Origin of the sequence: Paenibacillus sp. GP183 (assembly GCF_900104695.1) — a bacterium.
Classification (GTDB): Bacteria; Bacillota; Bacilli; order Paenibacillales; family NBRC-103111; genus Paenibacillus_AI.
Genome location: NZ_FNSW01000001.1, coordinates 2,104,056 through 2,118,039, shown reverse-complemented (window position 1 = coordinate 2,118,039; position 13,984 = coordinate 2,104,056). Strand labels below are relative to the sequence as shown.

15 protein-coding genes and 1 other annotated feature are annotated in these 13,984 nt (G+C 42.2%); of the genes, 10 read left to right on the top strand and 5 right to left on the bottom strand.

Going from position 1 to position 13,984, the window contains the following annotated elements:
- Positions 1 to 9 precede the first annotated feature (9 nt).
- The 4 genes from BLV33_RS10535 to BLV33_RS10520 all read left to right on the top strand — a co-directional run bounded on the left by BLV33_RS10535 (position 10) and on the right by BLV33_RS10520 (position 3,665).
- Positions 10 to 960, top strand: coding sequence for an aldo/keto reductase (locus BLV33_RS10535; RefSeq protein WP_090790796.1), 951 nt, complete (start codon positions 10 to 12; stop codon positions 958 to 960).
- Positions 961 to 983: 23 nt separating this feature from the next.
- Positions 984 to 1,937: an aldo/keto reductase gene (locus BLV33_RS10530; RefSeq protein ID WP_090790793.1), complete on the top strand. Its 954-nt coding sequence runs from the start codon at positions 984 to 986 to the stop codon at positions 1,935 to 1,937.
- Positions 1,938 to 2,015: 78 nt separating this feature from the next.
- Positions 2,016 to 2,777, top strand: a complete 762-nt coding sequence (locus BLV33_RS10525) for an SDR family NAD(P)-dependent oxidoreductase (RefSeq protein WP_090790791.1) — start codon at positions 2,016 to 2,018, stop codon at positions 2,775 to 2,777.
- Positions 2,778 to 2,798: 21 nt separating this feature from the next.
- Positions 2,799 to 3,665 (top strand): NAD-dependent epimerase/dehydratase family protein, encoded by an 867-nt coding sequence (locus BLV33_RS10520; protein ID WP_090790789.1) that lies wholly within the window; start codon positions 2,799 to 2,801, stop codon positions 3,663 to 3,665.
- 81 nt (positions 3,666 to 3,746) lie between these two features.
- On the opposite strand, the gene BLV33_RS10515 is transcribed toward BLV33_RS10520, so the two are convergent.
- From BLV33_RS10515 to BLV33_RS29280, 4 genes are all read right to left on the bottom strand, one after another.
- A complete protein-coding gene (locus BLV33_RS10515; protein ID WP_090790787.1) occupies positions 3,747 to 4,538 on the bottom strand; it encodes a TIM barrel protein in 792 nt (263 codons plus the stop codon).
- Positions 4,539 to 4,779: 241 nt separating this feature from the next.
- A complete protein-coding gene (locus BLV33_RS10510) occupies positions 4,780 to 5,226 on the bottom strand; it encodes a GNAT family N-acetyltransferase (protein ID WP_090790784.1) in 447 nt (148 codons plus the stop codon).
- Between the two features lie 194 nt (positions 5,227 to 5,420).
- Positions 5,421 to 5,621 carry a PLDc N-terminal domain-containing protein gene (locus tag BLV33_RS10505; protein WP_366414849.1) on the bottom strand — a complete coding sequence of 67 codons (201 nt, stop codon included), beginning with the start codon at positions 5,619 to 5,621 and terminating at the stop codon, positions 5,421 to 5,423.
- A 135-nt stretch (positions 5,622 to 5,756) separates the two neighbouring features.
- Positions 5,757 to 5,909: a hypothetical protein gene (locus tag BLV33_RS29280; protein WP_171909096.1), complete on the bottom strand. Its 153-nt coding sequence runs from the start codon at positions 5,907 to 5,909 to the stop codon at positions 5,757 to 5,759.
- Between the two features lie 236 nt (positions 5,910 to 6,145).
- Here BLV33_RS29280 and BLV33_RS10500 point away from each other — a divergent pair, with 236 nt between their 5' ends.
- From BLV33_RS10500 to argS, 6 genes are all read left to right on the top strand, one after another.
- Complete coding sequence (locus BLV33_RS10500) at positions 6,146 to 6,892, top strand: tyrosine-protein phosphatase (RefSeq protein WP_090790782.1); 747 nt, start codon at positions 6,146 to 6,148, stop codon at positions 6,890 to 6,892.
- 450 nt (positions 6,893 to 7,342) lie between these two features.
- The gene (locus tag BLV33_RS10495; RefSeq protein ID WP_090790779.1) at positions 7,343 to 8,608 is read left to right on the top strand and encodes an FAD-binding protein; all 1,266 of its coding nucleotides are present in this window, start codon (positions 7,343 to 7,345) and stop codon (positions 8,606 to 8,608) included.
- A gap of 69 nt (positions 8,609 to 8,677) precedes the next feature.
- Complete coding sequence (locus BLV33_RS10490; protein WP_253187025.1) at positions 8,678 to 9,073, top strand: hypothetical protein; 396 nt, start codon at positions 8,678 to 8,680, stop codon at positions 9,071 to 9,073.
- 16 nt (positions 9,074 to 9,089) lie between these two features.
- Complete coding sequence (locus BLV33_RS10485) at positions 9,090 to 9,512, top strand: hypothetical protein (RefSeq protein ID WP_090790777.1); 423 nt, start codon at positions 9,090 to 9,092, stop codon at positions 9,510 to 9,512.
- A gap of 16 nt (positions 9,513 to 9,528) precedes the next feature.
- Complete coding sequence (gene fosM, locus BLV33_RS10480; RefSeq protein WP_090790775.1) at positions 9,529 to 9,951, top strand: FosM family fosfomycin resistance protein; 423 nt, start codon at positions 9,529 to 9,531, stop codon at positions 9,949 to 9,951.
- A 116-nt stretch (positions 9,952 to 10,067) separates the two neighbouring features.
- Positions 10,068 to 10,293 (top strand) — a binding site (T-box leader).
- Positions 10,294 to 10,365: 72 nt separating this feature from the next.
- A complete protein-coding gene (gene argS / locus BLV33_RS10475) occupies positions 10,366 to 12,078 on the top strand; it encodes an arginine--tRNA ligase (RefSeq protein WP_090790773.1) in 1,713 nt (570 codons plus the stop codon).
- Between the two features lie 7 nt (positions 12,079 to 12,085).
- Here the strand turns inward: argS and BLV33_RS10470 are convergent, their stop codons facing one another.
- The gene (locus BLV33_RS10470) at positions 12,086 to 13,918 is read right to left on the bottom strand and encodes an APC family permease (RefSeq protein WP_090790770.1); all 1,833 of its coding nucleotides are present in this window, start codon (positions 13,916 to 13,918) and stop codon (positions 12,086 to 12,088) included.
- Between the last annotated feature and the right edge of the window lie 66 nt (positions 13,919 to 13,984).

Here is a 13,984-nt window from a genome sequence, read left to right as displayed (position 1 = left end):
ATTATACTCATGAAATATCGTAAACTTGGCAAGAACGGTCCTGAGATTTCAGTTATTGGCTTCGGCTCCTGGGCGATCGGGGGAGGAGGCTGGGCCAGCGCTTGGGGCAACCAGGACGATGAGCTGTCAGTCGAAAGCGTGCGCGTTGCATTGTACAACGGAATTAACTTTTTTGACACTGCGGCCGTCTACGGTCTGGGTCATTCTGAGGAAGTAATCGGGAAAGCATTGAAGAGCGACCGTGACAAAGTGGTGTTGGCGACCAAATGCGGTCTGGTTTGGGACGAGAACAAAAACATTTCAAAGAACGGAACCTACGACTCTATCCTTCGTGAAGCTGAATCATCGCTGCGTCGTTTAGGTACTGATTATATCGATTTGTATCAAATGCACTGGCCGGATACGGATGCGAACGCTCCGGCGGAAGAGACTATGCGCGCCATGGATAAGCTCGTACAAGATGGCAAAGTACGTTATGTAGGCGTAAGCAATTACAATGTTTCGTTATTGGAAGCGTCGCTTTCCGTAAGACACGTTGATTCTCTTCAGCCGCCATATTCGATTCTGCGGCCTGCCGTTGAGAAGGAGATTCTGCCGTTCTGTTTGGAGAAAGGAATCGGCGTCGTTGCTTATAGCCCGTTAACCTCAGGTCTCCTGTCGGGAAATTATACTTACGACACCAAATTCTCAGATGACGATTGGCGCTCCCGCAACGCTGCGCATACCGGGGAGGGTCTGAGGAAAAACGTTGACCGCGTTGAGAAGCTGAAAAATATCGCGAGCCGGTACAGCATTACCATGCCTCAGCTTGCCATCGCATATGATCTCGCCCACCCGGCTTTGACCAGCGCTCTTGTTGGTGTTCGCAAGCCGAGCCACATCTTAAGCGTACTGCCGGCTATCGATCTGACTTTGGATGAGGCTACACTTGAGGAAATTCGTAAAATAGCTGTCGAATAAAACTTGAGGAGAGAAGGGATATTATGGAATATGTAAAGCTTGGAAAATCAGGCCTAAAGGTGTCGCGAATCAGCTTGGGCTGCTGGAATTTCGGAAGCGCGACCCCGCGTTGGGGAAAACCGGGTAAGGTGAGCCCGGAGGATTCGATCCGGATTATTCATGCCGCCGTAGACAAAGGAATCAATTTGATCGACAATGCAAATCGGTATACGGGCGGCGAAGCTGAAGAAATTCTCGGCAGAGCGGTCAAGGGAATGAGAAATAAGGTTGTCATAGCTACGAAAGTACATGGAGAAGTAGGGAGCGGTCCGAACGACAAAGGGCAATCCCGTCAACATATAATGAGAGAAGTGGAAGACAGCCTTAGGCGCCTTGGAACGGACTACATCGATCTATATCAGGCTCATGGCGTAGATTGGGATACACCTATGGAGGAATCGCTTCGCGCTTACGATGATTTGATTCACCAGGGAAAAGTGAGATATATTGGGTGTTCCAATTTTCCGGCATGGGTCCTTGCCAAATCGTTATGGGTCAGCGATGTCAACAAGATCGCCAGCTTTGTATCTGTTCAGCCGAATTACAGCCTGATCAACAGGGCCGTGGAGAAGGAGTTGCAGCCGCTCTGCGTGGATCAGGGAGTTGGCATGATTTTGTACAGCCCGATTGGCGGGGGTATCCTCTCTGGAAAGTACGAGAATGTGATTCCTGAAGGAAGTCGTGGGTACATGGAGCCGGCAGTCGCTGAAAAAGCGAGAAAGGTTCAGGATGCAGTCAAGCAGTTGAAAGGCATAGCAGACGAATTGGGGAAAACTCCCGCACAAGTCAGCTTGAACTGGATCATTCATCGTCCGGCTGTATCCTCGGCAATCATAGGAGTGAGTCGGCTGGAGCAGCTGGATGAGAATGTTGGATCAGTCGGCTGGAAGCTCTCTGAAGAGCATGTACGTCAGTTGGATGAAGCTTTCGCCGAGTAAAACATCATGGAATGATAGGTGTGGAGAGAACTGGATGAAGCGCCATTGCACATCATGACTACTAGAGGGAGTGTCCTTATGAACATTGATTTGAAGGGTCAAACAGCGCTTATTACCGGAGCTTCGGGACAGCTTGGCCGTGTCATGGCCCGAACACTGGCCCAATGCGGAGCGGATGTTGTCATTCACTACATGAAGAATGAATTGAAGGCGGCCGAGTTACAGGCTGAAATCGAAGGTATCGGGCGCCGTGCTGTAACTGTTCAAGCCGATGTGACCAAAACGGACGAGGTCACGGCGTTGAAGGAACGCGCGCTTGAACTTACGGGGGCCGTAGATATTGTCGTTGCAAATGCCGTTGTTCAATACAAGTGGACATCGGTACTCGATCAGCCGATGGAAGACTACATCAGCCAGTTTGAATCATGCGTGATACAAAGTGTACTGCTCGCAAAGGCATTCTTACCGGATATGATCAAACGCAAAAAGGGCAGGGTTATCGGAATCAATACGGAATGCTCCATGCAAAACTTCCCTTCCCAGTCCGCTTACGTGAGCGGCAAACGAGGGATGGATGGGTTGTACCGTGTGCTGGCCAAGGAAGTCGGCGAACATCAGGTGACTGTTAACCAAGTGGCGCCAGGCTGGACGATCAGCGATAAGGATCGGGAAAGCAATACGGAACGCCAAGAGTCGTATGAAAGAAATGTGCCAATGAAACGTCGCGGCACCGATCAGGAAATAGCCAATGTGGTAGCGTTTCTGGCATCAGATTTGGCGAGTTTTATTACGGGAGCATATATTCCCGTGAATGGCGGCAACGTGATGCCGACGATTTGAAATCAAGGGAGCGAGATATAGATGAAAAAGAGAATAATCGTTACAGGCGGAAGTGGAAAAGCCGGTAAATGGATTGTGAAAGAGCTGGTTGAGCAGGGGTATGAGGTATTGAATTTGGATTGGAAGCTGCCAGAAGAACCCTTGTGCCGGTCACTGATTGTAGATTTGAACGATTTGGGTCAGGTTCACAATGCCTTATCGCAACACAGTGTCAGGGATAGACAACCAGTGGAAGCGGTGATTCACTTTGCAGCGATACCGCAAGCGTTTAATTATCCGAATGACGTGACATTTCGGAATAATGTCATGAATACGTATAACATCTTGGAGGCTTCAGCTAATCTCGGTATCCGCAAGGTGGTACTCGCATCCAGCGAATCATCATATGGTATAGTGTTTGCAAATCAATTTTTCGCGCCGAATTTCCTTCCAGTTGATGAAAGCCATCCTCAATTGTCGGAAGACAGCTACGGATTATCTAAGATGGTTAATGAAATGACAGGGGAAGCTTTCCATCGAAGAACAGGCATGCAGGTCATTTCCTTCCGTCTGGGAAATATTTTGGAACCGAAGGATTACCCGCGAGTAAAGCTGACCTTCGCTAATCCGGAAGAACGTCTTCGCATTCTTTGGAGCTATATTGATGTAAGGGATATGGCAATAGCCTGTAGATTGGCTGTGGAGAAAGATGGGCTTGGCGCACAATCACTTATTTTGGCGGCTGACGATACTTCATCCGATCTTTCTAGTGAAGAGCTGATTCGTAGGTTTATGCCTGAGCTTGCTGAATACTCCGTGCATTTGCCTGGGCGAGCCAGCTTTCTATCAAATGTCAAGCTCAAAGAGGTTCTCGGCTGGAAACAGCAGCATTACTTCATGGAACAATAAACTCTAATCATTTGACAGTAAAGGCTTCCGGTTTTCCGGAAGCCTTTTTCAATAGTAAGGCCGGGCCTATTTTCAAGCACTCTAACGAACAAAGTTCTCGATTTTATTAAAGTATTTTACACTTTCAATCATGGGTGTGCAGTCGCTATGATCCCCTTTAAGATTTATTTCAAAAATGAAATCTTTATCAATAACGTATGGTTTCACCATACTCCAATCAATTTTTCCACGACCTAATGGAAGTGAATCATGTGTTATTCCCATACTATCTACCAAATGATAATACTTGGCATAATTTTGTGTTGATTCAAGAATTTGCTGCAGCTTTCCGTTATCACCCTTGCAAGCTATAAATGAATGACTGATGTCGATATTTAAGGGTAAGTCGAGTGGCTTGACTATCTCATCTAACAAATAGGGATTATCGAACGAGAAAATACCTTGTGTCGTATCCTCCCAAACGAATCGATCAGCTGCGAAACTGAGTATTTCTTGTATTCGCTTTTTCATCCTGATTGTACTTTGTTTGTCTAATAAATCAGAGCTGATGGTTTTAGTATAATGAGCATGGATGACTGAATGTATGTTTTCTTCGCGGCAAATATTTGCAAGAATTTCACTGGATTCGTTATAGTATTTCTGCATCTCTTTATCTTCGGAAAGAATGTCTAAATAGTTTCCATTGTGCATTGAAGGTTGATGTAAGTACACTCGAATATTTTGATCTTTAAGGAATCTTATTTTTTCAATAAGCTTTGACGAATCCAGCAAATCGGTTTCATCAAGATGAAATTCGATGATATCAGGGTTATATTGTAATCGGTTTTGAATACTTGAATCACTCAAATTACTTTTAAGTCTCACAAATTTCATAATGTCACCTTTTGCTTTTTGTAGTTTTGAACAGTCATTACAAGCATAACTCTTCAACATACCTCAAAGCAATTCGTTCAAAGCCGGGCGGCCCGAATCAGGACGAGGTAAGAAGGATGATCGATGTGCGGATGCAACAGCATGACGATCATCAGTCTTGGCTGAAAGCGGTGAAAGAGAAATCCGAACAATCATTATGTTATTTGGATTCCATATTGGCGGAGTGGTGCAGCTGAAGTATTCAGATAATTGAATAGTTAACCCAATTCCCTTGAATGCCGCCCATTTTATCAAAAAAACGTTGAGCACGTTTATTATCAGTTGCCGTTATCCAAGACATGTAGACAAATTCATTCTCCTGCGTGTACCTTTGACATTCTAAAAAAAGCTGAGTTTCCACATCTGTATCTCTGTATGGCTCAACAACAAAAAGGTCATTCATTACAGTGTATTTATCTGCTTTCATAGTGCTAAATGTAAAGAATAATGTAGCAAAGCCAACTAACTTTCCATCTTGTAATGCAACAAACTGGATACCATCTTGCTTCTTCAAAAGGGTTTGAATTAAATTATGAATTTTTTCAGTGGCTGGTCTAGGTTTCTGATAAAAACCAACTATGTATTCATACATTAATTCGGTCAAATCGTTCAAATCTTCAGCTTCAGCATTTCTTATGACAAGTGTCATTATAAACCCTCCTAGTTTAGTATTGCATAAATATACAATATTTTGTATAAGTATGCAATACTAAAATGAAGGGTGCACTAAACTATCTGAGACGATAACATAAAGACCATGCGTGAATTCACGTATGGTCTTTGCTGTGTTTAATGCCTTGACGATTCTTGATGCCATACCCGATTTTCTTAAGATGCGTAGGTTTAATATTTCCGGATGACAAGATACACGATTAGGCCAATAATAGGAAAAAACAACAACCCGAATAACACGATGAACGCATATTCCTTGCTTTTGCCTCTTCTTAAACAATCCCGATATGACCAAATGCAAATAACAATATGCAGTAAGGAAAGTAAAACTGTAAAAACAATGAAAGTGATTATCGCGCCGCGTAGATCCAAACCTATATCAGACAAACATTCACCTCTTTACCCAAGTCGCTAAAGAATAGAAAAATGGACACCATGTAAAAACTATCCATTTACATACACTTTATCAGATGGTCGGTGAAGTGACACTCGAATAACGTTGTCGGTTTATGAATTTTTTGAAGTGTCTACAATATCCGCTTGCTCCTTCGTATAGGCGATAACGACAATGTTTTCACCCGCGGTCTTTGCCAAATCTTGTTCCAATTGTTTAAGGCGTTCGATTTCTTCATTAGTGAGCTCCGCAGCTTTGTAATCCATAGACCTCGCCTCCAGAAAATGTTCTTAATTGATTTTCTTAGTATTAACATTTTTAATAAGTGATCATACATTAACGGTTTTCGTTTTTTCTTTCCCTTCAAGAAGAGATAGTAAAATTATTAACAAAAACTCAAAATCACGATAATATACAACTTACATACAATCTGCATAATGATTAAGGATTGAGTCAAACATTTTGATATATGATAGATTTCTTTGAAAAGGTGGATTAATTAATGTATAAACATTCGGCAAACGAACAGCGAGTCCTTCAGATTGAAGGCGCATATAATGTACGAGACTTGGGCGGCTATCTCACCAAAGACGGGCGAACGACTCGTTGGGGAGTTTTATTCCGGGCGGACGGATTACATAAGCTAACCGAGGAGAGCCACGGTGCTCTTGTGAACAAGGGCGTCCGCACAGTAATCGACTTGCGACATACCAGGGAGCTTGAGGAGAAAAAGAATGTGTTCGCCGATTCTGACAAAGTGAACTATCATAATGTCAGCTTGATCAACCCATCGGCTGTGGGCAATGCACAAATTCATAGTTTGGGAGACTTATACATCAACATTCTTGAGGGTTCCAAGGCTGAGTTACTTCAAGTGTTCAGTTTGCTGGCCGATCGGACTGATCAAGCGACTCTTTTTCATTGTGCGGCAGGTAAAGATAAGACTGGCATTGTTGCGGCTCTTTTGCTGGATCTTGCTGGCGTCCCGCATGAGACGATTAGGGAAGACTACGCGCTTACGGCTTCCTGTATAGCTCCGATTATGGAAGAGCTGCGGAGCGATCGCCCTTCTTCAGTGCCCGAAGAAATATACGAGAACTTTCTGGGGAGCGATCCAATTAATATGATGGATATGCTGAACCATATAGAAAGCCAGTACGGCGATTCCGAAGGCTATTTACTTTCTATCGGAATGTCAGATGAGCAGGTTCAGGCTTTAAAAGCCCAGTTATTGAAAGTTGAATACTGAAAACCTTGTCTTAGAGACAGACAGTCCTTTATAACAGGACTGTCTCTTTTTATTGGCAAAGGAACTGAACTCTATCTGTTTTATTTAATAAGGTTATTCTCATGAATAATTGGTTCACTAATAATGAGCTTTTAATCACTATAACTAGTCATATTAAGATATTGTTGAAAAATACTGAGGCTTGGCTTATTATTTGTGAGTTTTCCTCACTAATCCTTAAAACCCGATCCAAGATTATGGTCATCTCTATTTTTTTCGCTGAAGCTTGGCGGTCGCTGGCTAGCGCCTAGAGTACCGAACATTGTATAATAATGGATAAAAAGTATCGTTGATGCTTGATGATGAGCATGCGACCAAGGACTTTATAGAACTTCCTGTATCAGAAAGAGCCTATATCTCAATTGAACAATTAGTTTTTATCCGGATTAGTCTGGCAAGGAGTGTGATGATGTGGAAAATGATCGAAACTGGGCAGGTAATTACAGGTATAGCGCCTCGGAACTCCATGTTCCGGAGAACGTAGGACAGGTACAAGAATTGGTGGCTCGCAGCGGACGAATAAAAGTGCTTGGCACGCGCCACTCGTTTAATGGGATCGCCGATTCTACCGAAAGCCTTCTCTCGCTGCAGAAGCTTAACCGAGTGACGGCCATAGACCATGCGCGCAACAAGGTAACGGTTGAAGCCGGAATCAGGTATGGAGAGCTGGGCCAATATCTTCACAGCAACGGCTATGCGCTGCACAATATGGCTTCGCTGCCGCACATTACCGTAGCAGGTGCATGTGCAACGGCAACGCATGGTTCCGGTGATCTGAACGGAAATCTTGCTACAGCGGTTCATTCCCTAGAGGTCGTCAAAGCCGATGGGGAGGCGGTCGAGTTCTCCCGTGAACAGCAAGACGGTGTTATCGAAGGAGCGATAGTTGGACTTGGAGGATTAGGCGTAGTCACGAAAATCACACTGGATGTGATCCCGGTTTTTCAGATGAGTCAGTACGTTTACGACAACTTGCCTCTGGTGCATCTTAAAGAGCACTTCGACGATATTTTCTCCAGTGCTTACAGTGTCAGTCTATTCACGGATTGGAAGAATGCGATGTTCAATCAAGTCTGGCAAAAAAAGAGAATAACAGCTCAAGCCTCTGATCAGGTGGAACCTGAGTTTTTCGGCGCGACACGAGCAACCGCGCATCGACACCCAGTACCAGGTCACACAGCGGAGAATTGCAACGAACAGATGGGCATTTCGGGACCATGGTACGAACGACTGCCGCATTTTCGCATGGATTTCACCCCAAGCTCTGGTGAAGAGCTGCAAAGCGAGTATTTCGTATCGCGCCAAGATGCCTATCAGGCATTGTGTGCGATTGACAGGCTGCGGGAGTACATATCGCCACTCCTTCATGTTTCCGAGGTTCGCACGATTGCAGAAGACAATTTGTGGATGAGTCCCTGTTACAAGCAGGAGTCGGTTGCTATCCATTTTACATGGAAAGCCAATTGGGGAGCAGTTCAACAAGTGTTGCCGATCATTGAGGAGCAGCTTGCGCCTTTCCATGCTCGACCACATTGGGGCAAGCTGTTTGCCATGTCGCCAGCCCGGCTGCAATCGCTCTACGTGAAACTGTCTGACTTTCGACAACTAATCCTTCACTACGACCCCCAAGGAAAGTTCCAAAACGACTTCTTGAATAAATATATTATGGAGAATTAAGACGCTTTTAAAGCGAGCATAATCATAAATGAACTGGTCATAATAACCCAAAAATGACTGGGTGACAAAGTGAGCAGCAAATTGGCCAATAAACTCTTGATATTATTTTGTTTTTTGATGACAATTTTTTCATCTAAAGCCTTCGCAGAGCCAAGGGAAATTCTAATTGAAAACGCACTATTGCAACAATTGCATTCCGTTATTGTGTCCTCCCTTAAAGATATCTACAAAGAAAAATATCCACAATTTGGCTGCAGTCGAATTACTTTAATCAACGAACGAGTAACCGTAAAACGCAAAGATAAGAAAGCAAGTCCGGTCGATGCTATGCATGGAGCAACCTTTTTTGAGATCACAGTTGTTATCTGCAGACCCAATAAAGATAACGTTGAATTAATTCTAAAAAATGATACCGCAACAGCTCAATACTATTTGTTAAGCTACAAAATATTTTCTTCTAAATAAAAGAAAGGAGAAGTTTATGAGTAAAAGAAAAAGATTAATGAACGTGATGGTTGTATGTCTCACTGTTTTATTTGTAGTTAGTTTGATTGGATGCAGTAATACTGCAAAGAAAGCTTCAACGGATAAAAACTTTGAGCAAACAATCGATGGAAAACTCAACAATATTTCTAACCCAAAGGATTATAATGTATCAATATCCTCTAATCCATATGACTATTTGAAGGTTATAGATAGTAATAAGGATTACAAATACATTGTTTTGCAAGGAGAAAAGTCTTTAAATTATATTCTCAACAAATTTGCTGATAACAATAAAAATGGATTAGAAGAATATATTATGGCAATCGCCTGTTCTGAAATACTTAAAGAGAATCCTGCTACTAAAAAGTGGGTTTCAGGTAGAGAATGGTATGATAACTATGTTAAAGCACATAAGTAAATTTTGAGGTGATGGAGTGACTGTAAAAGGTTTGAACCATTTTTTGTTTTCAGTATCTAATTTAGAGAGATCTATTGAGTTTTATGAAGGCGTTTTTGATGCAAAGCTGTTAGTTAAAGGGAGAAGTACTGCCTATTTCGATTTAAATGGTATATGGCTTGCCTTGAATGTAGAAAAAGATATTCCTCGTAATGAAATAACCGAATCGTACACTCACATAGCTTTTTCAATAGAAGAAGCAGACTTTGTTAAAATGTATGAGAAGCTAAAGAAATTGAATGTAAACATCCTTTCAGGTCGTCCAAGAGATGAAAAAGATAAAAAATCTATTTACTTTACAGATCCAGATGGTCATAAGTTCGAATTCCATACAGGTACATTGCAAGACAGATTGGATTATTATCAACTGGAAAAAGAACATATGGAGTTTTTCAATTAATAGAGTTTTCATTCTAACGCTATACAATAGCGGCTAAGCTCGCTTATGATGGTAGCTTCCGGGTATCTTGCTATCCAACCGTTTTTGTGATACCGTAACTTTTAAGAAAATAATGTAAAACGTTAATGAACGGGATAGTATTCCATGACGAACAGTCAAAGCGAGCCGGGTTGGTGGAAGCCGGTACGTCTCTCATGGAGGAATCGGACCCGAGAAATGGTTTGCTGAAAAAGGACAGTAGGCAAATCCGGTCCATGACCGTTATCAATATTGAGTGGTTAAACGATTCGTTTAACACATTAGAGTGGCACCACGGGAACTAGCTAGGCTCTCGTCTCTTATATAGAGGCGAGGGTTTTTTATGTTGATAAACGGTTTTACCATTTCGCAGCCTACAAAAGGAGTGTGGCAAACATGAAAAATTATAAAATGCTGATTGCCAAAGAGGTATCGTCCATATTGGATGGTTTTACAGAGAAAGACATTGCTGCATTAATTGAATATCCGCCTAATTCCGAGATGGGTGACTTATCATTGCCTTGTTTTATACTAAGTAAAAAGCTTCGAAAGGCACCACAAGCAATAGCTGATGATATAAAGCAGCATATAAAAATGGATGAAATCCAACGTGTCGAGTCGGTATCTGGATATCTTAATTTTTACTTGAATAATGAACGTTTTGCAGAAACCATCGTTAAAACCATTCTGTCCCAGGGAGATCAATATGGCTCTCAAGACGCTGGAAAAGGTAAGACTGTGGTCATTGACTTTTCATCACCGAACATAGCAAAACCCTTTCATGTGGCCCACCTTCGGTCCACAGTCATTGGAAATGCGTTATATCGGATTTATTCGTTTCAAGGTTATACCTGTATCGGAATCAATCATCTAGGGGATTGGGGTACGCAGTTTGGAAAGCTGATCGTTGCTTATGAATTGTGGGGAAATTCGAATGATGTGGAAATTGGCGGGATTGATGAACTTCTTCGTCTTTATGTTAAATTCCACGACGAATCGGAGCATAATCCTTTACTTGAGGATCAAGCTCGTGCTTGGTTTGTAAAATTGGAACAAGGCGATCAAGAGGCGCTGCGTTTATGGCATTGGTTTGTTGACATTAGCATGAAGGAATTTAAACGTATTTATCAGCTCCTGGGTGTTCACTTTGATTCATATACTGGAGAGAGCTTCTATAACGATAAAATGGGAGCAGTAGTGGAAAAACTTAAGGAAAAAGACCTGCTTGAAGAAGATCAAGGTGCTTGGTTAGTAAGATTGGATGCCTTTGAAATGGCGCCGGCTTTAATCCTAAAAAAGGATGGTAGTTCGTTGTATCATACACGTGATATAACCGCTGCAATCTATAGAAAAGAAACATACAGATTTGACAAAGCAATCTATGTGACCGACTACGCGCAGAACCATCATTTTCAACAATGGTTTAAGATTATCGAGCTAATGGGGCATGAATGGTCAAATGATCTCATTCATGTTGCTTTTGGACGTGTAAGCTTGGAAGGAATGAGTCTTTCTACACGTAAAGGAAATATTGTGAAGCTTGAAGATGTCTTGCAGCAATCCATAGCTAAAACAAAAACCATCATGGAGGCTAGAAACCCCGATATGGAAAATATGGATGAGGTCGCGCGACAGGTTGGCGTCGGGGCAGTCATTTTTAACGATTTGAGCACAAATCGAATTAAGGATATCGTTTTCTCTTGGGAAGAAGCGTTAAACTTCGAAGGAGAAACGGGTCCATATGTACAATATTCGCATGCGCGCGCATCAAGCGTCCTAGCCAAAGCTGTTAATCAATTTGGCACATTAATAGTTGAAATGGAAGTTAGTTCTGAGCATCTTATCAATGATCCGACCATAAATTTACTGAAGGAGCTTTCCATGTTTAGCGAGCGTATAGAATCGGCGATGCAAAAGCTGGAGCCTTCAATCATAAGCAGGTATCTTATTGATCTTGCACAAGCGTTCAATCGCTTTTATCATGAATGTCCAATCCTCGTCGACAATGTGTCCGTGCGCGAAGCCCGCCTTGCTTTGGTTAAATGCGTTAAGATCACTTTGCGAAATGGATTAAAGTTGATTGGTTTAGAATCGCCGGAAAAAATATAAATGTTTGTTATTCATGCAGATGGTAAGGCACAATCGTAACTACAATATCTTTGTTGGCTTGAAGCTTGGAGCGAATGCGTTTCGCGGATTGGTTGTGCAACAAACGATGCCACCATTTGCTGGCCACAAATTGGGGCAGCATAACCATCACGGTTTGTTTCTCTTCAACATGTGTTTGGACTCGCTCAATAAATTCCTCTAATGGCTTCAATAGTGAACGATAACGTGATTTAAAAACGATGAGCCTTACGCCAGGATTCCATTTCTTCCATTTTTCCTCCATCTTTTGCTCATCTTCATCCGAATAGGTCACATAAAAAGCAATGACATTCGGTGTCAACGTTTTTGCGTAAGCAATCGTGGAAGCAACGACACGATGTATCCCTGCAATAGGTATAATAATAACGGATTCTTTTTCAGGTAAGGGATCATCTAAACAAATTCTTAATTCATTGGCAACATCTTCATAATGGTTGTACACTTTCGTAATCATCCACAACATGATGGGAGTGATAATAATGACAATCCATGCACCTTCCGTAAATTTTGTTATGCTAAAAATGATTACAACTGCAAAGGTTACAATGGCTCCGATTCCATTTATCAATATTTTAATGATCCAACCTTTTTGTTTTTCACGTAACCACTTTAAGACTAATCCGGTTTGCGATAACGTAAATGATAGAAAGACACCAATCGCATAGAGCGGTATCAGGAGATCTGTTTTTCCCTTGAAGGCAATTAATAAGAGACTCGACAGAACACCCAATGTTATGATCCCGTAATTGTATGCTAAACGATCGCCTCGATGAGAAAACATTCTAGGAAAGTTTTTATCCATAGCCATAATAGATGCAAGAACGGGAAAGCCGTTAAAGCTCGTATTTGCAGCCAATGTAAGGATGAGCATCGTTCCGATTTGAGTGATGAAATACATGCCGCCTCGACCAAAGGCTTGCTCCGTCACCATAGATAAAACGGATGTGTGGCCATTTTGGTCGGGTTCGACTCCATAAGCTAATGCAAGTATGGTCACCCCGCCAAAAATAATCGCTAACAAGACAGCCAAGATAACGAGTGTGTTTTTTGCATTTTTCTGGCTGGGAGTTTTAAAGTTCGGGACGGTATTTGAAATGGCTTCTATTCCTGTAACTGCTGAACATCCAGAAGAGAAAGCTCTAAGCAGTACAAATAAGGTAAGACCGCTAGGTATGGCGGGTGGAAGATGGAGAGTATGCATATTGCTAGGGGTACCCATTAATAAATCCCAAGTACCTTTTCCAACCAGGGCAAGCATACAGAAAATGAATAGATACGTTGGCAGTGCAAATAAAGTACCTGATTCTGATGTGCCGCGCAGGTTCATTAAAACCATAAACCACACCAATACAATCGCAATAGGAACTATATAATTCACTGTACTTGGAAACGCAGAAGTGATAGCCATCACACCAGCTGAGATGGATACGGCAACAGTTAATGTATAGTCGATGAGGAGAGAAACACCTGCCAATCTACCCCATATCATACCTAAATTTTCTTTAGATACCATATAAGCTCCGCCGCCTTGCGGATAGGCATCAATGACATAGCGATAACTGATAACTAAAATCGCAATAAGTAATATAATGGCTAATGCAATCGGCAGCGAAAAGGAAAAAGCCGCTACACCTACCAAAGCGAGCTCGAGCAGGATTTGTTCGGTACCGTAAGCTACAGAGGAAAGGGCATCTGATGATAATATCGGCAAAGCCTTCCATGTAGGCATTTTTTCTGACTCAATCTCACTTGATTTCAATGGTTTGCCAAGAAAGATCTTTCTTAGTGAATCACTTGTCATGGGTACTCCTCCATAAAGCTCTTGTTATGTATATCTGGATATTTAATCCTTGAAAGCACAAAAAAA

Excerpts from the sequence above, each read along its gene's own strand:
- BLV33_RS10535 (WP_090790796.1), top strand. The coding sequence starts at position 10 with ATGAAATATCGTAAACTTGGCAAGAACGGTCCTGAGATTTCAGTTATT.
- BLV33_RS10530 (WP_090790793.1), top strand. The coding sequence starts at position 984 with ATGGAATATGTAAAGCTTGGAAAATCAGGCCTAAAGGTGTCGCGAATC.
- BLV33_RS10525 (WP_090790791.1), top strand. The coding sequence starts at position 2,016 with ATGAACATTGATTTGAAGGGTCAAACAGCGCTTATTACCGGAGCTTCG.
- BLV33_RS10520 (WP_090790789.1), top strand. The coding sequence starts at position 2,799 with ATGAAAAAGAGAATAATCGTTACAGGCGGAAGTGGAAAAGCCGGTAAA.
- BLV33_RS10515 (WP_090790787.1), bottom strand. The coding sequence starts at position 4,538 with ATGAAATTTGTGAGACTTAAAAGTAATTTGAGTGATTCAAGTATTCAA.
- BLV33_RS10510 (WP_090790784.1), bottom strand. The coding sequence starts at position 5,226 with ATGACACTTGTCATAAGAAATGCTGAAGCTGAAGATTTGAACGATTTG.
- BLV33_RS29280 (WP_171909096.1), bottom strand. The coding sequence starts at position 5,909 with ATGGATTACAAAGCTGCGGAGCTCACTAATGAAGAAATCGAACGCCTT.
- BLV33_RS10500 (WP_090790782.1), top strand. The coding sequence starts at position 6,146 with ATGTATAAACATTCGGCAAACGAACAGCGAGTCCTTCAGATTGAAGGC.
- BLV33_RS10485 (WP_090790777.1), top strand. The coding sequence starts at position 9,090 with ATGAGTAAAAGAAAAAGATTAATGAACGTGATGGTTGTATGTCTCACT.
- argS (WP_090790773.1), top strand. The coding sequence starts at position 10,366 with ATGAAAAATTATAAAATGCTGATTGCCAAAGAGGTATCGTCCATATTG.
- BLV33_RS10470 (WP_090790770.1), bottom strand. The coding sequence starts at position 13,918 with ATGACAAGTGATTCACTAAGAAAGATCTTTCTTGGCAAACCATTGAAA.